The sequence below is a fragment of the Williamsia muralis genome (assembly GCF_002735905.1).
GTDB lineage: Bacteria > Actinomycetota > Actinomycetes > Mycobacteriales > Mycobacteriaceae > Williamsia > Williamsia muralis_A.
This window is the reverse complement of the sequence record NZ_PEBD01000005.1, coordinates 434,130-457,478: the sequence shown is the minus strand read 5'-3', so window position 1 is coordinate 457,478 and position 23,349 is coordinate 434,130. Positions and strand designations below refer to the sequence as shown.

Sequence of the window (23,349 nt, the reverse complement as noted above, 5' to 3'; positions counted from 1 at the left end):
GGCGCGCCGAGTTGGGCACGTGGCCGGGGCGATCACGTTTTGCCGTGCTGGGATGATGAAGGAACACCGTCCCCGACCCAGGAGTGCAGACCATGCTGATCACGGGCTTCCCCGCGGGCATGTTCGCCACCAACTGCTATGTGGTGGCGCCCGCCCCCGGCAGCGAGGCGATCATCATCGACCCAGGTCAGGACTCCGCTCCAGGAGTGCGCAAACTACTGGCCGAGCATTCACTGACCCCGGTGGCAGTGCTGCTGACCCATGGACACCTCGATCACACCTGGAACGCCACCGAGTTGTGCGACGAATACGCCATTCCGGCATTCATCCATCCGGCTGACAGGCACATGCTCGCCGACCCGGCGGCCGGAATCGGCCGGGCACTCGGAGCGATGATCGGCGACACCGTCTTTCAGGAGCCTGAGAAGGTGATCGATCTCGCCGATCGCGAAGATCTGGACGTCGCGGGGCTGTCCTTCTCGGTGGACCTCGCGCCGGGTCACACGCAGGGTTCGGTGCTGTTCGGCATCGATGTGGACACCCCGGAGGGGACTGTCCCGGTCTGTTTTGCCGGCGATGTGCTGTTTGCCGGTTCCATCGGCCGCACGGACCTGCCGGGCGGCGACCATCAACAACTGCTCGATTCCATCGCCGACCGGATGCTGGGGTTGCCGGACGAGACGTTGGTGCTACCAGGGCACGGCGAGCAGACGACCATCGGTCGCGAACGTGCCGGCAATCCATTTTTGGCCGATCTGTCCCACCCCGGGCAGGATGGACCGGCCACCAACCGATCGAAGGGACGTCACGGACTGTGAATGCCGGATTCCAGGCGCCGCGGGGCGTACCAGACTACGTTCCGCCGTCATCGGCCCAGTTCGTCGCCGTCCGCGACGCATTGACCAGGGCGGCGCGTTTGGCCGGATACTCACACATCGAGCTGCCGATTTTCGAGGACACCGCGTTGTTCGCCCGAGGCGTCGGAGAATCGACCGACGTCGTCTCGAAAGAGATGTACACGTTCGCCGATCGTGGTGACCGGTCGGTGACGTTGCGGCCGGAAGGAACCGCGGGCGTGATGCGGGCGGTGATCCAGCACGGTCTCGACCGGGGTCAGCTCCCGGTGAAGCTGTCCTACGCAGGGCCGTTCTTCCGTTACGAGAAGCCTCAGACGGGCCGGTACCGCCAGTTGCAGCAGGTGGGTGTCGAGGCGATCGGGATCGACGATCCGGCACTCGACGCGGAGGTCATCGCAATCGCAGACGAGGGCTTCCGCGCCCTGGGACTGAACGGCTTTCGCCTCGAGATCACCTCGCTCGGAGATGACACCTGCCGACCTCAGTATCGGGAAGCCTTGCAGCAGTTCCTCTTCGGACTCGATCTGGACGAAGAGACGCGGCGCCGCGCGGAGATCAACCCGTTGCGGGTGCTCGACGACAAGAGGCCGCACATCCGTGAGGCGACGGCCGGGGCCCCTTTGATGATCGACTACCTGTCGGACTCGGCTCGGGAACACTTCGATGCAGTGATCGGGCACCTGGACCGGCTCGGCGTGGCGTATGAGAAGAACCCGAGGCTGGTCCGCGGCCTGGACTACTACACGAAGACCACCTTCGAGTTCGTTCACGACGGGCTCGGTGCGCAGTCGGGCATCGGTGGCGGCGGTCGCTACGACGGCTTGATGAAGCAGTTGGGCGGCAAGCAGGAGCTGTCCGGTATCGGTTACGGGCTCGGCGTGGACCGCACCGTTCTGGCGTTGGAGGCCGAAGGGATCGCTGCGGCAACGGACGCACGGTGCGAGGTGTTCGGGGTGCCACTCGGTGACGCCGCCAAAGATGCCCTCGTCGAGGTTGCCGGTCGGCTCCGGGCGGCCGGGGTCAGGGTCGACATCGCCTACGGCGGTCGCGGACTCAAAGGAGCGATGAAGGCGGCGGACCGATCGGGCGCGCGGTTCGCACTGGTTCTCGGCGAGAACGAACTGGCTTCCGGTGAGGTCGAGCTCAAGGACCTGAGCAATGGGAACCAGGAGCGTCTGGCGCTCGATGATGTTGTGCAGCAACTGACTTCGCAGCTCGCCGCAGGCCGATGAGACGCCGGGTCCGGCTCTGGTGCGCGGCCGGGCTGACCGCACTGGTCATGACCGGCTCGGTCGCCTGCACCTTCACGGTGAGCGGAGACCCTGAACCGGCGCCGTTCACCGGACGCACATGGGGGAGTCAGGCCCACACCCCGAGTCTGCCGGTCGCCGAGAACCCGCCCGAGTAACCCCTCCAGCGGGCAATCCGAGCGGCGGAAGAGCACCGCCGGTGGCGGTCGGCGCCCGATCGGTGGTCAGGTCAGTTCGGACCGCAGGACATCCAGACTGACCCCGCCGAGCGCCAGTGCTTTGCGGTGGAAGTCCTTGAGCGAGCCGCCGGGGTTGAGGTGCAAGTAGTTGTCGCGGGCCTGCTGCCACACCCGTTGCCCGAGCGCGTACGACGGCGCCTGGCCGGGCCAGCCGAGGTAACGGTCCAATTCGAACCGGAGGACCGTGCGGTCCATCGCGACGGCCGAGGTGAGGAACGTCCACGCCTTGTCGGCATCCCATGTCCCTCCACCCACCGACTCCGGTGCGGTGAGACCGCAGTGCACCCCGATGTCCACGACAACCCGGGCGGCACGAAGTCGCTGCGAGTCGAGCATTCCCATCCGGTCACCCGGATCCTCGAGCCAGCCGAGTTCCCCCATCAGTCGTTCTGCGTAAAGGGCCCAGCCCTCACCATGACCGGAGGTGAACGACGCCAGTTTGCGCCACCGGTTCAGGTCGGGACTGACCATCGCCGAACCGAGCTGCAGGTGATGTCCTGGGACGCCCTCGTGGAAGACGGTGGTGGTCTCCTGCCAGGTGTGAAAGACCTTCTGCTGCGGCGGAACCGACCACCACATCCGCCCCGGCCTGCTGAGGTCTTCGCTCGGCGTCGTGTAGTAGATGATCCCGGTGGCCGCCGGTGCCAGGCGACATTCCAGTGCGGTGAGATCGGCAGGGATGTCGAAGTGCTCGCGGCCCACCTCGGCGGTGGCCCGGTCCGACAACTCCTGCATCCAGGCGACGAACGCATCCCGATCGGTCATCTGGTACCGCGGATCGGCGTTGAGGGCCTCGAGCGCACCGTTCACACCAGCTCCCGGCGCGATCACCTCGGCCAACGTCTGTTGTTCGGCAACAATGGAATCGAGCAGGTCCACGCCCCACGCGTACGCGTCGTCGACATCGATGTCGGCACCGACGAACTCCGCTGAGTGCAGGCGGTAGCGGTCGCGACCCACGCCGTCGGCGTCGGTCGTGCGGGGCAGCACGTCGTCGCGTAGGACGGCCGCCAGCTGCGTCATCGCTGCACCCACTCGTCCGCGCAGGTCGTCGAGCAGATCGACACGGTCGGTGGACTCGATTGCCGTCGCGTTGCTGAAGATCGACGAGGTGGCGGTATCGGCTTGAGCCGCAACCAATTCGACCTGACGTCTGGTCAGGGCGGGTCCGGACGACAGGCGGGCCCGGATGCCTTCGATGATGGTCTCCACGCAGCTCGGGACCTGATCCAGCCGGGCCAAGAACACGTCCTGGTCGGCGGGCGACTCGGTGCCCATCAGGTCGAAGACGTCGCGGACCGCCTGCAACGGCGATTCGATGACGTTCACCTCACCCGTCCGCAATCCGGCATCGTCGACGGCCAGCGACCGGCTCAACTGGTCGGTCATGGTCGCCACGGTCACCCGGTCGACATCGTCAGCGGGCGACTCGGCCGCGAGTGCCGCGATCGTGTCCCGCCTGGCGATGGCCCGCTCTTCCTCACCGGCAGGCGAGAGGTCGGTGAGCCGGTGATCGTGGCCGACCACACCGAGATGCGTGGCCTCGATGGGATTGAGTGCGCACGACCGTTCCAGAAATCCCTCCGCGATCCGGTCTATCCCCGTGGCCTCCCGGGTCACAGGCTGCCCGCCGCGAAGGTGTCGCATGCCGCTGCATCGCCGCGGTTGTATCCCACGTTGAACCATCGCACTCGCTGGTCCGATGAACCGTGTGTCCATCCCTCCGGATTGGAACTGTCGCCCGAGATGGCGTCGTCTCCGATGGCCTTTGCCGTCTGGATCACGTCGGAGATCTGCTGCTGGGTGAGCGGCGCGAGCATCGCGTCCGGACCCTTGTCCGCGTTGAACGCCCACACGCCGGCCAGACAATCGGCCTGCAGCTCGATTCGCACCGATCCCGACGTCGGGCCGGCGGCCCCCATGCGCTGACCCTTCTCCAGAGCGCCGGTGAGGTACTCGATGTGGTGGCCGTACTCATGGGCGACCACGTATTCCTGTGCCAGCGGGCCGTCGCTACCACCGAGCTGATCACTCAGCACGTCAAAGAAGGTCGGGTCGAAATAGGCGGTCTGATCACCCGGGCAGTAGAACGGTCCGACGTCGGAGGTGGCCGGCCCGCAAGCGGTGTCGACGCTGCCGGAGAAGATCTTTGTCTGCGGCGGTTCGTATCCCGGCATGATGTCGCTCCACACGCGGTCCAGACTGTTGGTGGTCGCAACGATTCGGCACACGGTGTCGACGTTGGCCTTCTCGATGGTGCAGCTCTGGATGTGCTCGTCGATCGCCGACTGCTGCGACGACGTGCTCGAACCGGTGTCGTCACCACCGAGGCCGATCGCGTTCGGATCGATCCCGAGCAGAGCGGCCACGACGATGACGATCAGTCCCGCCCCGCCACCGAGGGCCAGTCGGCCACGACCTCCGCCGCCGCTGGAAACGTTGCCTGTGTCGAGTGGACCGCCACCTTGGAAAGTCATTCGCCAAGCATGGCACGAGCAGGTGCGTTCTCTCTCGAATGCGGCGGCCGTAGGATGTTGCACGATACAAAACCCTTCAGCCACCGAAGTGTTTGACCGCAATCGAGAGGAACACTGTGCTGCGCACCCATTTCGCCGGATCGTTACGGGCCGAGAATGCCGGACAGACCGTGACGTTGACCGGCTGGGTGGCGCGACGCCGCGACCATGGCGGGGTCATATTCATCGATCTGCGCGACAGCTCCGGGCTCGCTCAGGTGGTCTTCCGGGACGAGGCGGTGGCCACGCCTGCGCACCGGCTCCGCGCAGAGTATTGCGTGCAGGTCACCGGGCTCGTCGAGCACCGACCGGAGGGCAGTGAGAACCCGAACCTGGAGTCGGGCTCGATTGAGATCAATGCCACCGAACTCGTCGTGCTCAACGAATCCGCGCCACTGCCGTTCCAACTCGACGAGAGCCCCGGCGAGGAAGCGCGTCTGAAGTACCGGTATCTCGACCTCCGCCGCGAAGGCCCGGGCGCGGCCCTGCGGCTCCGTTCGAAGGTGAACAACGCCGCGCGTACTGTCCTGCTCGATCAGGACTTCGTGGAGATCGAGACCCCGACGCTGACCCGATCCACTCCCGAAGGCGCCCGCGACTTCCTGGTGCCGGCACGGTTGCAGCCCGGCACCTTCTATGCGCTGCCGCAGAGTCCTCAGCTCTTCAAGCAGCTGCTGATGGTCGCCGGGATGGAGCGGTACTTCCAGATCGCCCGCTGCTACCGCGACGAGGATTTCCGCGCCGACCGACAGCCCGAGTTCACCCAGCTCGACGTCGAGATGAGCTTCGTCGAGCAGGACGACGTGATCGCCGTCGCAGAACAGATCCTCGTCGCGCTCTGGAAGCTGATCGGCTACGACCTCCCGACGCCGATCCCGCGGATCACCTATGCCGAGGCGATGCGCCGGTTCGGCAGCGACAAACCGGACCTGCGATTCGGACTCGAGCTGGTGGAGTGCACCGACTACTTCAGGGACACTCCGTTCCGGGTGTTCCAGGCTCCCTACGTGGGTGCCGTTGTCATGCCCGGCGGCGCAAGCCAGCCACGACGACAGCTCGATGCCTGGCAGGAGTGGGCGAAGCAGCGTGGCGCCAAAGGGTTGGCGTATGTGCTTGTGCAAGAAGACGGTTCGCTCGGTGGGCCGGTGGCCAAGAACTTGTCCGAGGACGAGCGGGCCGGTCTGGTCGCCCACGTCGGCGCGACCCCGGGCGACTGTGTGTTCTTCGCCGCCGGGCCCGCCAAGGCACAGCGCGCACTGCTCGGTGCAGCGCGCGGCGAGATCGCTCAACGTCTCGGCCTGATCAAGGACGGCGACTGGGCGTTCACGTGGGTGGTGGACGCGCCGCTGTTCGAGCCGGCCGACGATGCCACCGCCAGCGGTGACGTGGCGGTCGGTTCGGGCGCATGGACCGCTGTGCACCACGCCTTCACCTCTCCGAAGCCCGAATCGCTCGGGGTACTCGAATCCGATCCCGGGTCCGCGTTGGCGTACGCCTACGACATCGTCTGCAACGGCAACGAGATCGGCGGCGGATCGATACGTATCCACCGGCGCGAGGTCCAGGAACTCGTCTTCAAGATCATGGGCATCGGTGCCGAGGAAGCGCAGGAGAAGTTCGGATTCCTGCTGGACGCCTTCGCGTACGGAGCCCCGCCCCATGGCGGCATCGCTTTCGGATGGGACCGGATCACGGCACTGCTCGCCGGGCAACCGTCGATCCGCGACGTCATCGCGTTCCCGAAGTCCGGGGGTGGGATCGATCCGCTCACCGACGCGCCCGCTGCGATCACGCCGGCCCAACGCAAGGAGTCGGGAATCGACGCGAAACCTCCGGCGCCCAAGGACAAACAGGCCGTGAAGTCACCGACACCCGCCGAGTCCTGAACGCTGCCGACCCGTGCTCCACATCCGGATCATCAGCCCGCACGAGCGATCTGATGCCGTGGTGGAGACCTTGCGCGACTACGTCGGTGTCGCTCACGTGGTCCGGATTCCCGGGGTCGCAGTGGAACCGGCCGGGGACCTGATCGAAGCCGACGTCACCCGTGAGGCCGCGAACGAACTGCTCAAAGAGCTCAGGGCACTGGAACTTCGGACCGAAGGTGCCATCACCGTCGAGCTGCTCGACATGGTGCTGTCCGAGGCCGCCGATCGGGCTGAGCACGACGCCCCGGGAGATCCCGGGGACGCGGTGGTGTGGGACGAACTACTCGAGCGCACCAATGAGGATTCGACGCTGAGCGGTACGTTTCTGGCTTTCCTCTGCCTGGCTTGCCTGCTCGCGGCTGTCGGGGTGGTGACCGATTCCCCCGTCACGGTTGTCGGTGGCATGGTCGTCGGGCCCGAGTTCGGTCCACTCGGCGGCATCGCCGTGGCGATCGTGCGCCGCCGATACGCCCTGGCCCGGCGATCCGTGGTTGCTTTGGCGGTGGGTTTTCCGCTCGCCATGGTGGTGACCGGGCTCGGTGCGCTGGCCGCCCAGAGCCTCGGCTGGATGACGATGCGCGACGTGACCACAGCCGACCAGCTCGACTTCATCTATCAGGTCGGACCGTTCTCGCTGGTGGTCGCACTGCTCGCCGGCGCGGCAGGCATGTTGTCACTGGTGTCCGCGAAGTCGGCGGCGCTGGTCGGCGTCTTCATCTCGGTGACGACGGTGCCCGCTGCCGGGTATGCGGTGGTCGCCGCCACCTTGGGGCAGTGGCGGGTCGCCGCCGAATCCACCGCGCAGCTGGTGATCAACCTGATCGGGATCGTGGTTGCCGGAGTCGCGGTGCTCCTCATCCATCGGGCCCACAGCCGACGGCGCGGAAAGTCGGCACTCGTGCGCAAGTCCGCGCGCAGCGGTGACACGCAGTAGCGGGGCCACTGAGTGCCCACGATCGCGGGCCACGGCGGCGACCGGCCCGGGCGTACCGATGATGCCCGACCCGGGGCGCACACGTACAGTTCTGCGGTGACATCGCCCAAGGTCGAACCCGCCGGAGTCCTGGACCGATATCGGTCTGACCGGTACGGATTGTTCGATCTCGCTCGGATTCCCGGGGCTTCGTCCCCAGGCCCATACGACGAGTTGCTCGATGCCTCGGGGGCCGTTCGCAGGCAGTGGGAACCGCTCGTCGACGGGTATTCGCGTCTTGGCCGATCGGGACTGCACCGGGCCGAGCGGCGCGTACGCACGCTGGTCGACGACGACGGCATCACCTACAACGCCCCGGATGGTGATTCCACCCGGCGGCGACGCTGGGAGCTGGATTGTGTGCCGCTGCTCATCGACGGCGCGCAGTGGGCCGAACTCGACCGAAAGATCGCCCAGCGTTCCAGAGTTCTCGACGCGCTGCTCGCCGACATCTATTCGGGCCAACGGGTGATCACGGACGGGATCGTGCCACCGGAGATGGTCTATGGACACCCGGGGTACATCCGCAAGGCTGCGGGATTCCCTCAGGCCGGGCTGCACTCATTGTTCCTGCACGCGTGCGACGTCGGGCGGGGCCCGGGTGGGGCGCACACCGTATACGCCGACCGCGCTGGTGCCCCCTCTGGCGTCGGGTACGCGCTTGCCGATCGACGACTGATGTCGCGGGCGTTTCCGCGGTTGTTCCAGCGATGTGTACCCCGGCCCCTGACAGCGTTCTCGGCGACCCTTCGCCTGTCACTGTTCGAGTACGCGCCACAGGGGACCGAGGACCCGACGGTGGCGGTGCTGACACCGGGCTCGTTGTCCGAGACCGCATTCGATCAGGCCTACCTGGCTTCCGCACTGGGCTTCCCGCTTGTCGAAGCAGCCGACCTCGTCGTTCGCGGCGGCAGTGTTTACATGCGTTCGCTGGGCAAGTTCAAACGGCTCGACGTGATCCTCCGACGCGTCGACGCTGCCTATTGCGACCCGCTCGATCTGCGCACCGATTCGCGGCTCGGGGTTCCCGGGCTCGTCGAGGCCGTGTCGCGCGGGACGGTCTCGGTGGTGAACCACCTGGGCGCGGGAGTCCTCGAGAACCCGGCGTTGCACACCGTGTTGGGCACTGTCAGCCGACACCTGCTCGACGAGGACCTGCTTCTCGATTCTGTGGAGACATATTGGGCGGGAACAGATCTGGAACGGGCCAAGATGGTCGCCGACGTGGCGTACCTGCATCTCTCCAATTTCCGCACGGGAGAAGAGGTCTCGGGTGCAGGTCTGACCGCCGCAGCGCGCGATGAACTGATCGCCCGGATCGAAGCCGAGCCCTGGCCGTGGGCGGGGCGTCGGCTCGAGGACTATTCGGTGGCCCCGTCGGCCACCCCGGCCGCTACGCAATCCGGCTCCGGCGGGGCGGGCCTGCGGCCGGCGCCGGTGGGCCTTCGCGTGTTCAGCGTGGCCCAGGGTGCGGGTTATGCCGTGATGCCGGGCGGCCTGGGCCACGTGCTCGCCGATGGAACCGCCGGAGCCTCCTGGGATTCGATTGCCGGAAAAGATGTCTGGGTGACCACCACCGAGCCGGCCGGGCCCACGGCCCGTGTCCCCGAGTCGTCCGACCACCACGACCGAGTAACGACCGTCATGACGGCGGACGGCGACCAGGTGGACGGCCGATCCGCTCGCGCCCATCGACCGGTGACCGACAGCGCCGTCGTGAGCTCTCCGAGGGTGCTGTCGGATCTGTTCTGGTTCGGCCGATACGGAGAACGAGCAGAACTGACCACCCGAATGGTCAAGGTGGCCAGGGAACGTTACGAGGACTATCGCTACCGGCCGTGGATGTCGGGGACGGCGTCCATTCCGTTGTTCCTGTCCGCGATCGCGGCGGCCACCGGCAGCGAAGCCGCCCTCGAGGACGCCGAGGGTATCGCCGACTTCGACAGCAGCCGCCCGCCCGAGCCCGATGAGGTGATGGCGGCCACGGCACGCATGCACTCGATGACCAGCTCGCGCCGAGCATCGGGTTCGGTGGCCTTTGCCGTCGAGCGTCTGCAGCAACTCGCGCGCGCGGTCCGCGATCAGATGTCCACCAGCACATGGATGGTGCTCGGCGCGATCGACAGGGCAATCGCCGAACTGGGCAGTCCGCCGGCCATCTTGTCCGGTGCGGGCGCCGAGACGAGCGAGGAACTGGACGTCGACGGGTCCGAGCTCGGCCGTGCGCACGAGGAGATCCTGCACGGACTCCTGGCGCTGGCCGGGCTGCAGGCCGAATCGATGGTCCACGACGCGGGTTGGCTGTTCATGGACATCGGGCGGCGCATCGAACGGGCTCAGATGCTGGCCGCACTCACGTCCGCTGTTCTCGTCCAGCAGCACGACGCCGACACCGAGCAGGGTCTGCTCGAGGCATACCTCGTCGCCAACGAGTCCGCGATCATCTACCGTCGCCGCAACCGCGGCATCGTCAGGCTGGGCCCGGTCGCCGGTCTGTTGCTCTTCGACGAGGGCAACCCCAGGGCGATGATCTACCAATTGGACACTCTGCGTGCCGATCTGACGGCGCTACCCACCGACGTACGGTCCGCCGCTGCCGAGAGGCTGGTCGAAGACCTGGTCGCCGAGTTGCGCAGAGTCGACCCCGCGGATCTCGCCGCGATCGGTGCCGGTGGTCGTCGAGTCGAACTCGCCGAACTGATGAGCACTCTCGGCGCCGGATTGCGTGAGATATCCGACGTCCTCGGCCGGACCCGCTTTGCCTACCCGGTCGAGATGCAGCCGCTCTGGGGCGCCGGATCGGAGGACCAACTGTGAACCGTCCGAACGAGTTCGAGCCACCAGCACCGGCGGGGGAGAGCTCCGCGAGCCCCTCGCCGAGTCGGCGGTACGCCGTGCTGCACCGCACCCGTTACGACTACGACGACGTGGTCACCAGTTCGTACGGACGAGGACACCTGCAACCCCGTGACATGCCCGGGCAGCGGGTGCTGTCGAGCGAGATCGAGATCGACCCCGAACCCGCCGACCGGTCCACCGGTGTCGACACATACGGCAACCACGACTGCTATTTCCATGTCCGCGCCCCACATCGGCGGCTCGAGGTCACCGGCCGCTCGATTGTCGAGGTGGACCCGATCGACGACGATCTGCTGCAATCGCCTGCCGCGAAAGCCCCCTGGGAATCAGCCCGCCCGACCGGGATGGCCGGCGCCAGGGCGGCTGAATTCCGACTCGATCTCGATCCTCCCGAGATCACGCACGCGGTGAGGGATTACGCGTCGGCGATCTTCACCCCGGGCAGACCGCTCCTCGAAGCCGTGACCACCCTCACCACGCGTATTTTTCAGGACTTCACCTACCGTTCCGGGTCCACGGCCATCTCCACCCGTGTCAGCACCGTCATGGAGCGCCGCGAAGGCGTGTGCCAGGACTTCGCGCGGGTCGCGATCGCATGCCTGCGGTCCCAGGGTCTGGCTGCCCGGTATGTGTCGGGGTACCTCGCCACCGACCCGCCACCAGGAAAAGAACGGATCTTCGGTGCCGATGCCTCGCACGCATGGGCCGCGGTCTGGCTGCCCGGGGACACGTGGATCGCATTCGACCCCACCAACGACAAATTGGTCGACGAACATCACGTCACTGTGGCCTGGGGCAGGGACTACGACGACGTGCCGCCCCTGCGCGGGGTCATCTACACCGAATCGCGCAGGAGCAGGATCGAGGTCTCCGTCGATGTGTCGCCACAAATCTGACATGTCTCGTCGGGTGGGCCCGGGTACGTCCACCATTGGGTAAGTTGGAGGCGATGACTGTTCTTGCCGATAGCCAGATCACCGGCGCGGTGCAGGCAGCCGAGCGTATTCTTGCAGCTCGGGCCGGCTCCGCGGTGTCCTTAGCCGATCCTGAGGACCTCGGTGGCAGCGGTCGTACCGAGGTGGTGCGGGTCCGGGTCGCCCAGAATCCGTTCTCCGGCGACCGCACCCTGGTCATCAAGGTCCTCGGCGACGGTGACGACGCCGAGTCCAGCGAAGCATTCATTCGCGAGGTCGCATCGTACAAATACGCGACTGCGCTGCCCCTCGAGTCGCGTCCGGGTCCTCAACTGATCGCGTTCGACCTCTCCGCTCGTGTTCTGGTGTTGAGCGACCTCGGAGACGGTCGATCCATGACCGAGCTGCTGGGCAGTGACGACCGCGCCGCCACCAGCAACGCGGTGAGCGCATGGGGCCAGGCTCTCGGCCGCATGCACGCTGCCACCGTGGGCGGCGAAGGCGACTTTGCCGCACTGCTCCGCCAAGGTGCAGCGGGGATCGCCGTCGATGCTCTCCGGGCGCAGTTCGAGGCGGCGGTCAGTGCCGCGCCGCGGGTGATCGCAGACACTTTCGGGCTGACCGTGGACCCTGAAGTGCTCGATGCCCTGGGCAAAGCCAGGGCGCTGTTCGGCGAAGGGGAGCACCGCGCATTCAGCCCCTCTGACGTCGGTCCGGAGAACATCCTCATCAACGATGAGGGCGTCCAGTTCATGGACTACGAATGGGGCGGTTTCCGCGACGCCTCGCTCGACATCGCCTATGCGCTGGTGACGTTCCGGCCGTGGCTCGCCGCCGACAATGCCGCGCGCATAGTCGAACTCGAGACCGCGATGCTGGACGCGTGGCGCTCGGAAGTGCAGGGCATCTGGCCCAGCCTGGCGTCCGACCGTGAGCTGGCCCGCAAGGCCGTGCTCGCCCGGCTGGCGTGGGTATGGCTCTCCACCGTCTGGATGTTGCCTGCCGACGACACCGACGTCGGTGCTTCCGACGAGCCGCACGGGCTCGCGATCAGCACATCCGACCCGCGGGTGATCGTCGACCGCTGGGCCGGCCTCGCCGACGCCGCTCGCCGGACGGATGCACCGAATCTTGCCCAGTTCGCCGACACGGTCGGTCAGGCGCTGGACTCGTCCTGGCTGCACTGAAGGGGCGGCACGAGATGACCGACATCCGGCCTTGGCCATGACCGACGAACAGGGTGGGCTCTTCGCCGCACCCGAGGCACCGCCCGACACGATCACCAAGGGTCTGCCCGGCGCCTCCGCGGGATCGCCTCTGGCCGTGCGGATGCGCCCGCAGACACTGGAAGAGATTGTCGGACAGGAACATCTGTTGGAGGGCGGATCTCCGTTGCGCCGGCTGATCGATGGTTCGGGGGCCGCGTCGGTACTGCTGTTCGGCCCACCCGGTACCGGCAAGACGACGATGGCATCGCTCATCTCCACCGCAGCAGGCGGACGGTTCGAAGCACTGTCGGCCCTGTCGTCAGGGGTCAAGGAAGTCCGCGCGGTGATCGACGCGGCGCGCCGCCGTCTGATCGCGGGCACTCAAACCGTGCTCTTCATCGACGAGGTCCATCGCTTCTCCAAGACGCAACAGGATGCCTTGCTCGATGCGGTGGAGAACCGGATCGTGCTGCTCGTTGCGGCCACCACCGAGAATCCGTCGTTCTCCGTGGTGGCACCGTTGCTGTCGCGGTCCCTGGTGCTGCAACTGCGGTCCCTCGACGGGCCGGACATCCGGAAGTTGCTACAGCGGGCCGCATCGGACCCTCGCGGTTACAACGGGGCTGTCACGATCGACGACGACGCCCTCGACCACCTGGAGAAGATCTCGGCGGGCGACGCGCGTCGCGGCCTCACGGCACTGGAGGCGGCAGCCGATGCGGCACTTGCCGATTCGATGGCCGACGGCGGTTCCTCCCGCACACCGACGAAGGTCACCCTCGCGCATGTCGAGTCAGCCGTCGATCGCGCTGCCGTTCGATACGACCGCGATGGCGACCAGCACTACGACGTGATCAGCGCGTTCATCAAATCGATCCGCGGCTCGGATGTGGATGCCGCATTGCACTATCTGGCCCGCATGATCACGGCAGGCGAGGACCCACGGTTCATCGCACGCAGGTTGGTCGTGCACGCCAGTGAGGACATCGGGATGGCCGACCCCACGGCGCTGCAGACAGCAACCGCTGCGGCGCAGGCGGTTCAACTGATCGGTATGCCCGAGGCACGGCTCGCGTTGGCGCAGGCGACGATTCACCTGGCGACGGCCCCCAAATCCCCAGGTGTGGTGGCGGCCATCGGCGCAGCGATCGCCGATGTCGAGGGTGGCCGGGCAGGCGCGGTGCCCGCGCACCTGCGGGACGGGCACTATGCCGGCGCGGCAAAACTCGGCAATGCCGTGGGCTACCGCTACCCCCACGACGCACCCGGCGGCGTCGTCGGGCAGCAATACCCGCCGGACGAACTGGTCGGCGTCGACTACTACGAGCCCACCGATCATGGTTACGAGCGCGAGATCGGCCCACGTCTCGGACGGCTCCGCAACATCATTCGTGGCCGCAGCCGCTCCAACACCTGATTCCGGGGCCGGCACCGGTAGTGTGAACACGGCCGTTTACCGGCGACACGCCGAGCGGCACGCCCCGATGAGTAAGGACAGAACCAGTGCAGACGCATGAGATCAGGAAGCGCTTCCTGGATCACTTCATCAAGGCCGGGCACACCGAGGTACCCAGCGCGTCACTGATCCTCGACGACCCCAACCTGCTCTTCGTCAACGCCGGCATGGTGCCGTTCAAGCCTTACTTCCTCGGCGAGCAGAATCCGCCGTACACCCGGGCCACCAGTATCCAGAAGTGCGTCCGGACACTCGACATCGAAGAAGTGGGCATCACCACCCGCCACAACACCTTCTTCCAGATGGCGGGCAACTTCTCGTTCGGCGACTACTTCAAGCGCGAGGCCATCACGTTCGCGTGGACGTTGCTCACCAACCCGGTGGCCGATGGCGGATTCGGGATCGATCCGGTCCGGCTGTGGCCGACGGTGTACCTCGACGACGACGAGGCCGAGGCCATCTGGCGCGACGAGATCGGCGTACCCGCCGAACGCATCCAGCGCCGCGGGATGAAAGACAACTACTGGTCGATGGGTGTCCCGGGGCCCTGCGGACCCTGTTCGGAGATCTTCTATGACCGCGGGCCCGCCTACGGAGTCGAAGGTGGACCCGAAGCCGACGAGGACCGTTACATCGAGATCTGGAACCTGGTGTTCATGCAGAACCAGCGTGGACCTGGTGGCGGCAAGGACGGCTACGAGATCCTCGGGCCACTGCCGAAGCAGAACATCGACACCGGCATGGGCGTCGAGCGTGTCGCGTGCCTGCTGCAAGGGGTGGAGAACGTCTACGAGACCGACCTGCTCGCCCCCGTCATCGGGATCGCACAGCAGTTGACCGGCCGCACCTACGGCGCAGGCAACCACGAGGACGATGTCAGATTCCGGGTGATCGCCGACCACGCGCGCACCGCGGTGATGCTCATCGCCGACGGCATCACACCCGGTAACGACGGCCGCGGGTACGTCCTGCGCCGCCTCCTGCGCCGCATCGTGCGATCGGCCCGTCTCCTGGGTGCCTCGGGCGCCACGGTCGGCAGGTTCACCGAGGCCGTCATCGACACGATGTCGACGTCGTATCCCGAACTGGCCGAACAGCGTTCGCGCATCGTGTCCCTGGCCGTCGGGGAAGAAGACGCGTTCCTCAAGACCCTGACCGCCGGCTCCAAGTTGTTCGACGACGCCGCGGCGACGACAAAGGCGTCGGGCGCCACCCGGATCAGCGGACGAGATGCATTCGCGCTGCACGACACCTACGGCTTCCCGATCGACCTCACCTTGGAGATGGCCGCCGAAGCCGGACTGTCGGTGGACGAACAGGGCTTCACCGCACTGATGGCAGAACAGCGTCAGCGCGCCAAAGCCGATGCCACCGCACGCAAGTCGGGCCACGCCGACCTCAGTGTCTATCGGGAGTTCCTCGACCGCGGACCCACCGTCTTCACCGGTTTCGATGAATTGGTCTCTGAGGCAACGGTGTTGGGACTCGTGGCCGACGGAGGCAAGGTTCGCAGTGCCTCGGCGGGCCAAGAGGTCGAGGTCATTCTCGACCGCAGCCCCCTCTATGCCGAATCCGGTGGCCAGATCGCCGACATCGGTAGCATCACAACGTCGTCCGGACTCCGGATCAAGGTCAAGGATGTGCAAAAGCTCGGTAAGACGGTGTGGCTGCACCGGGCGGTGGTCGAGGAAGGTGAGGTCGCCGAAGGCGATGTGGTGCTCGCCCAGGTGGACACCGCCTGGCGTCACGGCGCCACCCAGGGACATTCCGGAACCCACCTCGTGCACGCAGCGCTCCGGCAGGTCCTGGGGCCCACCGCGACTCAGGCCGGGTCCCTCAACCGACCGGGTTATCTCCGTTTCGACTTCAGTGCGCAGGGCCCGGTCACCGAGGCCCAGCGCGGGGAGATCGAGGAAATCACCAACGCTGCGGTCGAGGCCAATTACCCGGTGAACACGTTCGAGACCAACCTGCCCGAGGCCAAGGCGATGGGCGCCATGGCCCTCTTCGGCGAGAACTACGGCGACGTGGTGCGAGTGGTGGAGATCGGCGGGCCGTTCTCGATGGAACTGTGCGGCGGCACCCACGTCGGTGCGTCAGCTCAGGTCGGTCCGGTCACGTTGCTGGGGGAGTCCTCGGTGGGGTCGGGTGTGCGGCGGATCGAGGCCTACGTCGGTTTGGATTCCTACCGCTACCTCGCCAAGGAGCGGGCGTTGTTGGCCGGTCTGGCCTCGAGCCTCAAGGTGCCGTCGGATCAGGTCCCAGCCAGGGTCGAGACCTTGGTCGGCAAACTGCGCGACGCGGAGAAGCAGATCGAGAAGATGCGCGCCGACGCCGCGAAGGCCTCGGTGGGCTCACTCATCGACGACGCCGTCCGGGTCGGTGGCGTGCTGGTGGTCTCCGGCAAACTCGACGGGATGAACGCCGGTGACCTGCGTACGCTCGCCGGCGACCTGCGTGGCCGTGTCGGCTCGGACACTGCGGTCGTCGCCCTCTTCTCGGTGTCGGACGACAAGGTCCCCTTCGCCATCGCCACCACCGCTGCAGCCCGTGACGCGGGTATCAAGGCCGGCGACCTGGTGAAGGATCTGGCGCCGTTGGTCTCAGGTCGCGGCGGCGGAAAGCCGGATCTCGCCCAGGGGTCGGGTACCGACGCCGCCGGCATCGACGCCGCGTTGTCTCGGCTGCGCGACCTGGTCGGCGCGAATCGATGACGCTCACGCCGCGGGGGCGGCGCGTGGCCATCGACGTCGGGAGTGTCCGGATCGGGGTCGCATCCTGCGATCCCGATGGCATCCTCGCGACTCCGGTGGAGACCGTGGCACGAACTACCGGCGGCGACGGGGACCTTCGTCGGTTGGAAGAGATCATCGCGGAGTATGAGGCGGTCGCGGTCATCGTCGGGCTACCGAAGACCCTGCGTGACGAGCACGGCCACGCTGCGAAACTGGCGACCGAGTTCGGAAACGCGCTGGCAGACCGGATTTCACCCATCCCGGTGCTCTACAGCGACGAACGCCTCTCGACGGTCACCGCACAGCAGGCCCTTCGCACCTCGGGTGTACGGGCGAAGGCGCAGAAATCGGTTGTCGACCAGGCGGCCGCCACAGCGATCTTGCAGGGATGGTTGGATTTGCAGGCGAACCGTCAAGACATGCAGGCGGGCCGTCAGGAAGGACGCGGGTGAGCGACGATCGATCCGATGAACGGGCCACCGGCCGCGGTCACGGCGACCGCCGGGAACAGCATCAGCCTCCCGGCCACCGTCGCAGCCGTTCGGCACAGGACTACGACCCCGAGCGGCTGAAGTACTTCACCCGCGGCGCAGACGGTGGTGGCAATCGTTCTGGGCGTCACGGGCCGCGGACCATCCCACCGGGCGGTGCCGACGCGGCGCCGACTGGGCAGCAGTGGCCCGGCCGTGGACCCTCGCCCGACCCGTCGTGGGCTCCACCCGATGCGACCAGTCCACCGGTCCCGCCGCCCACCGGGCGCGCGCCGGGCAGTGGCTCGCGGATGGACACGCCATTCGACGCTCCGCCATCGAGCCCGGTTCCGCCGCCCGATCCCCGTGGCTCCCGCCACCCACGTGCTTACGATCCTCTGGCAACACACGATGCGACCGGCCCGTATGTCGACCCCGGTCGTGACGATTTCGACAGGCGTCAACGCGGCGAACGCGACGGCGTGGCCGCGGGTGTGGATCCGGCATCTGCGCCGTCTCGGCGACGCCCTGATCCCAGATCGGCACTGCCCACCCGGGACCGCTCGCCCAAACGCAGTGCTGCAGCCGAACGGCGCCGCAAACGCAAGAGGGTTGTCATCGCCGCGGCGGTGGCGTTCATGGTGCTCCTCGTCGGCGGGATCGGCTATGCCGGACTCCGGCTGGCCGGGCAATTCGGCGGACCTGACAACTCGGACTTCTCGAACACCGCGGGCACGTCGGATGTGGTGGTACAGATCCCGCCCGACTCCTCGCTCACCGCATTCGGCGAGATCTTGAAGGAGAACAAGGTGGTGGCCAGTGTGGGCGCCTTCACCACCGCGGCCGACGGCAAGCCGATCTCGGCGGGTTTCTACAAGCTGCGCACCGAGATCCCCGCCAGCACAGCCGTTTCCATGCTCACCGACGACAATCGGGTGGGCCGGGTGGTCATTCCCGAGGGTCTGCAGCTCGACACCAAGGAAGGCATCGACGGCAAGACGACGCCGGGGGTCTTCGCTCGCGTCGCCGAAGCCACTTCGCTCACCCTCAACGGACAGGAGAGTGGGGTGACTGTCGAGGAATTGGCCCAAGCAGCAGCCACCGCGACACCTCAGGAACTGGGTGTCCCGGCGTGGGCGACCGACGCGGTCAGCGCGCTGGCCGGCGACCACCGCAGGATCGAGGGGCTCATCGCGCCCACGCTGTGGGAAGCGATAGACCCGAATCTGAGTCCGGTGCAGATGCTCAACTACCTGATCTCGCGCAGCGCCTCCCTGTTCGCACAGTGGGGTCTACCGGAATCGGGCACCACGTCGAGCAACATGACCCCGTATCAGACGCTGGTCACCGCCTCGATCGTCGAACGCGAGGTCAACCGCGCAGAAGACTACCCCAAGGTAGCTCGGGTCGTGGTGAATCGGCTCGACGACAATCAGGCACTGCAGATGGACTCCACGGTGAACTACACCTCGGCGATCCAGAACATCGACGTGGCCGGCGACGACTTCACCGCCGACACCAAGTGGAACACCTATCAGCAGAAGGGTCTGCCGCCCACACCGATCGGTGCGGTCGGTCAGCCGGCACTCGAGGCGTCGCTGAACCCGCCGGTGGGCAATTGGCTCTACTTCGTGTCCGTCGATCAGCAGGGCACAACCCTGTTCACCGACGACTTCGAGCAGCACAAGCGCAATCGGCAGCAGGCCTGCGACAACGGCGTGCTGCAGACGAACTGTGGTTAGTCGGGCCGCCGCGATCCTGGGGTCGCCGGTGAGCCATTCACGCTCGCCCGACCTCCATCTGGCGGCGTACCGGGCACTGGGCCTGGACGACTGGACGTACGAACGTATCGAGTGCACGGCAGAACAGCTACCCGCCCTGGTGGGCGGTCTCGACGACCGGTACATCGGTCTGTCGGTGACCATGCCCGGCAAACGGGCCGCCCTGGACGTGGCGCAGAGCCGGACCGAGCGGGCCGCGAAGGTCGGTTCGGCCAACACCCTGGTCAGGACCGATGGTGGCTGGCGCGCCGATTGCACCGACATCGATGGGGCGGCGGCAGCGTTGACCGAACTCGGTGTCGGCGACCTCGGCGGTGCGTCCGCCGTGGTCCTCGGCGCCGGCGGCACCGCTGCGCCCGTTCTCGCAGCGCTCGCGGGAGTCCACGTGGGACACGTGACGGTGGTTGCACGTAGTGCCGCACGGGCCGCGGAAGCCATTGCCGTCGCAGATGTGTTCGGCCTGCGGACCGAGGTGATCGCTTTTGAACCCGGGCCGGAACTGGCAAAGCGTTCGCGCGAGTGCGCGGTGCTGGTCAACACGGTCCCTGCGGCCGCCGCCGAGCCCCTCGTCGAAGTCGCCGGCGCCGCGCCCCGCCTCTTCGACGTGATCTACAGTCCGTGGCCCACCCCACTGGCAACCGCTGTCGCCGAACGGGGTGGCGCAGTTGTCGGTGGCCTGGTGATGCTGCTGAATCAGGCGTACGGCCAGGTAGAACAATTCACGGGCAGACCGGCACCCCGAGAGGCGATGGCCGCGGTACTGGCCTGATCTGTCCACAGAAGCCCTGATCTGTCCACAAAAGCGCAGCCATCCACAAGCCGCGCTCATTGGAGCCCGTCGCGGCCGGTGGCACCGTCCATTGTTGTCGCTGTGCAGATGTTCATGCCCGTGCTGGCGATCTGGTTCGTGGCTTTGTCAGTGTCCGATATCCGAGCGCGCCTGCTGCCGAACGCACTGACGGTGCCCGCCGCACTTGCCTCCCTCGTCGCGGTCGCGATGCACCCCGCCGCCACTCCGGGTCTGGTCGTCGCCCTCGGCATCTACCTCGTGGCTTTCTCGCTGCATGCCTGCGGGGGCGGGGACGTGAAGCTCGCCATCACCGTGGGCGCCCTGGCCGGCTCCGTCCCGGCCGTGCTGGCCGTGATCGTCCTGGCGCACATCCTCACCATGGTGCCTGCGGTGGTCACCGGAGATCGACGGCCGCAGCCTCACGGCCCGGCCCTGTGCGCGGCCACGGCGCTCGTCTGTGGGATCTGGTGAGGGCCTGGCGGGCGACGCGTGGAAGAATTGACCACTGTGTTGCGCTGGAGTACTGCCGGAGAATCCCATGGGCCCGCATTGGTTGCCGTTCTGGAAGGAATGGTGGCCGGTGTCGAGGTGACGTCGTCCGAGATCGCCGACCAATTGGCTCGTCGCCGTCTCGGTTACGGACGTGGTGCGCGGATGAAGTTCGAGGCCGACAAGGTCACCATGATCGGCGGTGTGCGCCACGGCATGACCATGGGTGGACCTGTCGCCATCGAGGTCGCCAACTCCGAGTGGCCCAAGTGGGAGTCGGTCATGTCGGCCGACCCGGTGCCCGCCGAGGAACTCGAGGGGATCGCCCGCAACGAGCCGCTCACCCGCCCGCGTCCGGGCCATGCCGACTACGCGGGCATGCTCAAGTATGGATTCGCCGACGCGCGGCCGGTGCTGGAACGGGCCAGTGCGCGCGAGACCGCGGCCCGGGTCGCGATCGGCACGGTTGCCCGAAACTTCCTGCGTCAGGTACTCGGCATCGAGGTGCTCTCGCACGTCATCTCCATCGGCGCCTCAGATCCATACGTCGGGGCGGCCCCGACCCACGCCGATCTCGCCCAGATCGACGCCAGCCCCGTGCGGGCGTACTCAACCGACGCCGAGACCGCGATGATCGCCGAGATCGAGGCCGCCAAGCGTGATGGTGACACGCTGGGCGGCGTCGTCGAGGTGGTCGCCACCGGAGTCCCGATCGGCCTTGGCTCACACGTCAGCGGAGACCGCCGACTCGATTCCCGTCTGGCCGGCGCACTCATGGGCATCCAGGCCATCAAAGGTGTCGAGGTGGGTGACGGGTTCGAAACCGCCCGTCGCCGGGGGAGTGCGGCTCACGACGAGATGGTGCCCGGACCCCATGGTGCCGTCCGGTCGACCAACCGGGCCGGCGGCCTCGAGGGCGGCATGAGCAATGGCGAGTTCATCCGGGTGCGGGCGGCGATGAAGCCGATCTCGACTGTGCCTCGCGCGCTGTCCACCATGGATATGACCACTGGCGAGCAGGCCACTGCGATACATCAGCGGTCGGATGTGTGTGCGGTTCCCGCAGCAGGAGTGGTTGCCGAGTCGATGGTCGCACTGGTCCTCGCTCAGGCGGCGCTCGAGAAGTTCGGTGGCGACTCGGCTCACGAGACCGCTGACAACCTGGCGGGCTACCTCAAACGCGTCGCCGCGCATCTACCGCAGCCGTGACTCCCGGGCCACGGGCGGTGCTGATCGGCTTCATGGGATCCGGCAAGACAACGGTCGGTCAGCAGCTGGCCCGCTTGCTCGGTGTCGACTGGATCGACAGCGACGGTGAGATCGAACGGCGAAGTGGCAGAACGATTCCCGAGATCTTCGCGGGAAACGGCGAGCCCGCGTTCCGGGCTCTGGAACAAGATGTGGTGGCGGACCTGCTCGCCCGTGAGCGGGGCGTCGTGTCGCTGGGCGGCGGCGCGGTGCTCTCCGAATCGACTCGGCAACGGCTCGCCGGTCACAACGTCATCTACCTTCACGTGACGCCGGCGCAGGGCTTCGCCCGTGTCTCGGGATCCAAGCGTCCACTGCTACAGGCTCCCGACCCGGCCCAGGTCTATGCCGATCTGCTCGCCGAACGAGACCCCGTCTACCGAGACATCGCAACGATCGTCGTGGACGCACAACCCCATCAACGGCTCGTGGCCGACGAGATCATCAGTCAACTCACCACGCAGGAAGCGAGACAATGACCGCGGACTCAACACCGATCCGGGTGCCGGTGAACAGCGAGAGCCCTTACGAGGTGATCATCGGAAAGGGCTTGCTCGGCGAACTCGTCGAGTCGGTCGCCGGCGCCGACTCGGTGGCCATCCTGTACCAGCCGACGCTCGCCGAGACCGCTGAAGTGATCCGAAAGACGTTGGCAGAAAACGACTTCGACGCGCACCGGGTCGAGATTCCCGATGCAGAGGACGGCAAGGACCTTTCCGTCGCCGCGTTCTGCTGGGAAGTGTTCGGCCGGATCGGAATGAAGCGCAACGACGTCGTGGTCAGCCTCGGTGGTGGAGCGGCCACCGACCTCGCCGGCTTTGTCGCCGCCACCTGGATGCGGGGCATCCCGATCGTTCATGTGCCCACCACGTTGCTGGCCATGGTCGACGCCGCGGTCGGCGGCAAGACCGGGATCAACACCGACGCCGGCAAGAACCTGGTCGGCTCCTTCCACGAACCGCGGGCGGTGCTGATCGACACGGCAACCCTGGAAACCGTGCCGCACAACGAGATCGTGGCCGGCATGGCAGAGGTGATCAAAACCGGATTCATCGCCGACCCGGTGATCCTCGACCTGATCGAGGCAGATCCCCAGGCAGCGCTCGACCCGACGGGGCCGATCCTGACCGAGCTGATCGAGCGGTCGGTGCGGGTCAAGGCAGAGGTCGTCGCGGCCGATCTGCGAGAGTCCGCGCTGCGGGAGATCCTCAATTACGGTCACACGCTGGGACACGCCATCGAACGCCGGGAGCGGTACCGCTGGCGCCACGGTGCCGCGGTGTCGGTCGGACTCGTCTTCGCTGCGGAACTCGGCCGACTGGCCGGACGACTCGATGACGCGACCGCAGACCGGCACAGGGCGGTTCTGGAAAGTGTGGGTTTGCCGGTCGCCTACGACCCGGACGCGCTTCCCGATCTGCTCGAAGGCATGGCGGGGGACAAGAAGAACCGGTCCGGCATGCTGCGTTTCGTGGTGCTCGACGGTCTGGCGAAACCGGGCCGTCTGGAAGCGCCCGACCCCGCACTGCTCGCGGCCGCGTACTCGACCGTCGCCAAGGATGAACCGTCCGGCGGGGCGATCTTCATCTAGGCGACCGATCGACCGGCCGGCCCCAACGGCGGGCCGGTCGGCCCA

Annotated in this window: 19 protein-coding genes; 17 read left to right on the top strand and 2 right to left on the bottom strand. The window is 67.0% G+C overall.

Annotation, left to right across the window (positions count from 1 at the left end):
* The first annotated feature begins 92 nt into the window (after positions 1-92).
* Genes CSW57_RS08880 through CSW57_RS08870 form a run of 3 tightly spaced genes read left to right on the top strand, consistent with a single transcriptional unit; the run spans position 93 to position 2,265 of the window.
* The gene (locus tag CSW57_RS08880; RefSeq protein ID WP_099382494.1) at positions 93-818 is read left to right on the top strand and encodes an MBL fold metallo-hydrolase; all 726 of its coding nucleotides are present in this window, start codon (positions 93-95) and stop codon (positions 816-818) included.
* On the top strand, positions 815-2,089 hold the full coding sequence (hisS, locus tag CSW57_RS08875; RefSeq protein WP_099382414.1) for a histidine--tRNA ligase: 1,275 nt from the start codon (positions 815-817) through the stop codon (positions 2,087-2,089). The genes CSW57_RS08880 and hisS overlap by 4 nt, the downstream gene beginning before the upstream one ends.
* Positions 2,086-2,265: a hypothetical protein gene (locus tag CSW57_RS08870; protein WP_099382413.1), complete on the top strand. Its 180-nt coding sequence runs from the start codon at positions 2,086-2,088 to the stop codon at positions 2,263-2,265. Before hisS ends, CSW57_RS08870 begins: the two co-directional genes overlap by 4 nt.
* Before the next feature lie 66 nt (positions 2,266-2,331).
* Here CSW57_RS08870 and CSW57_RS08865 read toward each other — a convergent pair whose 3' ends face one another.
* A complete protein-coding gene (locus tag CSW57_RS08865; protein ID WP_099382412.1) occupies positions 2,332-3,993 on the bottom strand; it encodes a DUF885 domain-containing protein in 1,662 nt (553 codons plus the stop codon).
* On the bottom strand, positions 3,963-4,823 hold the full coding sequence (ypfJ, locus tag CSW57_RS08860; protein WP_099382411.1) for a KPN_02809 family neutral zinc metallopeptidase: 861 nt from the start codon (positions 4,821-4,823) through the stop codon (positions 3,963-3,965). The genes CSW57_RS08865 and ypfJ overlap by 31 nt, the downstream gene beginning before the upstream one ends.
* Before the next feature lie 116 nt (positions 4,824-4,939).
* Here ypfJ and aspS point away from each other — a divergent pair, with 116 nt between their 5' ends.
* The 14 genes from aspS (at position 4,940) to aroB (ending at position 23,304) form a co-directional block, all read left to right on the top strand.
* On the top strand, positions 4,940-6,748 hold the full coding sequence (gene aspS / locus CSW57_RS08855) for an aspartate--tRNA ligase (protein ID WP_099382410.1): 1,809 nt from the start codon (positions 4,940-4,942) through the stop codon (positions 6,746-6,748).
* A gap of 13 nt (positions 6,749-6,761) precedes the next feature.
* Complete coding sequence (locus CSW57_RS08850) at positions 6,762-7,724, top strand: DUF389 domain-containing protein (RefSeq protein ID WP_099382409.1); 963 nt, start codon at positions 6,762-6,764, stop codon at positions 7,722-7,724.
* A 96-nt stretch (positions 7,725-7,820) separates the two neighbouring features.
* Entirely contained in the window at positions 7,821-10,580 is a 2,760-nt protein-coding gene (locus CSW57_RS08845; protein ID WP_223249130.1) for a circularly permuted type 2 ATP-grasp protein, read from the top strand.
* 77 nt (positions 10,581-10,657) lie between these two features.
* The gene (locus CSW57_RS08840; RefSeq protein WP_223249143.1) at positions 10,658-11,518 is read left to right on the top strand and encodes a transglutaminase family protein; all 861 of its coding nucleotides are present in this window, start codon (positions 10,658-10,660) and stop codon (positions 11,516-11,518) included.
* A gap of 53 nt (positions 11,519-11,571) precedes the next feature.
* A complete protein-coding gene (locus tag CSW57_RS08835) occupies positions 11,572-12,723 on the top strand; it encodes a hypothetical protein (protein WP_099382407.1) in 1,152 nt (383 codons plus the stop codon).
* Between the two features lie 37 nt (positions 12,724-12,760).
* On the top strand, positions 12,761-14,161 hold the full coding sequence (locus tag CSW57_RS08830; protein WP_099382406.1) for a replication-associated recombination protein A: 1,401 nt from the start codon (positions 12,761-12,763) through the stop codon (positions 14,159-14,161).
* Between the two features lie 86 nt (positions 14,162-14,247).
* Positions 14,248-16,914 carry an alanine--tRNA ligase gene (gene alaS / locus CSW57_RS08825; protein ID WP_099382405.1) on the top strand — a complete coding sequence of 889 codons (2,667 nt, stop codon included), beginning with the start codon at positions 14,248-14,250 and terminating at the stop codon, positions 16,912-16,914.
* Positions 16,911-17,387, top strand: coding sequence for a Holliday junction resolvase RuvX (gene ruvX / locus CSW57_RS08820; RefSeq protein WP_099382404.1), 477 nt, complete (start codon positions 16,911-16,913; stop codon positions 17,385-17,387). The genes alaS and ruvX overlap by 4 nt, the downstream gene beginning before the upstream one ends.
* Positions 17,384-19,147 carry an endolytic transglycosylase MltG gene (gene mltG, locus CSW57_RS08815; protein ID WP_223249129.1) on the top strand — a complete coding sequence of 588 codons (1,764 nt, stop codon included), beginning with the start codon at positions 17,384-17,386 and terminating at the stop codon, positions 19,145-19,147. The genes ruvX and mltG overlap by 4 nt, the downstream gene beginning before the upstream one ends.
* A gap of 28 nt (positions 19,148-19,175) precedes the next feature.
* Positions 19,176-19,955 (top strand): shikimate dehydrogenase, encoded by a 780-nt coding sequence (locus tag CSW57_RS08810; protein ID WP_370623928.1) that lies wholly within the window; start codon positions 19,176-19,178, stop codon positions 19,953-19,955.
* 78 nt (positions 19,956-20,033) lie between these two features.
* Positions 20,034-20,447: a prepilin peptidase gene (locus CSW57_RS08805; RefSeq protein WP_099382402.1), complete on the top strand. Its 414-nt coding sequence runs from the start codon at positions 20,034-20,036 to the stop codon at positions 20,445-20,447.
* An 18-nt stretch (positions 20,448-20,465) separates the two neighbouring features.
* Positions 20,466-21,674: a chorismate synthase gene (gene aroC / locus CSW57_RS08800; RefSeq protein WP_099382401.1), complete on the top strand. Its 1,209-nt coding sequence runs from the start codon at positions 20,466-20,468 to the stop codon at positions 21,672-21,674.
* Positions 21,671-22,192, top strand: coding sequence for a shikimate kinase (locus CSW57_RS08795; protein WP_223249128.1), 522 nt, complete (start codon positions 21,671-21,673; stop codon positions 22,190-22,192). The genes aroC and CSW57_RS08795 overlap by 4 nt, the downstream gene beginning before the upstream one ends.
* Positions 22,189-23,304 carry a 3-dehydroquinate synthase gene (gene aroB, locus CSW57_RS08790; protein ID WP_099382400.1) on the top strand — a complete coding sequence of 372 codons (1,116 nt, stop codon included), beginning with the start codon at positions 22,189-22,191 and terminating at the stop codon, positions 23,302-23,304. Before CSW57_RS08795 ends, aroB begins: the two co-directional genes overlap by 4 nt.
* The last annotated feature ends 45 nt before the right edge of the window (positions 23,305-23,349 follow it).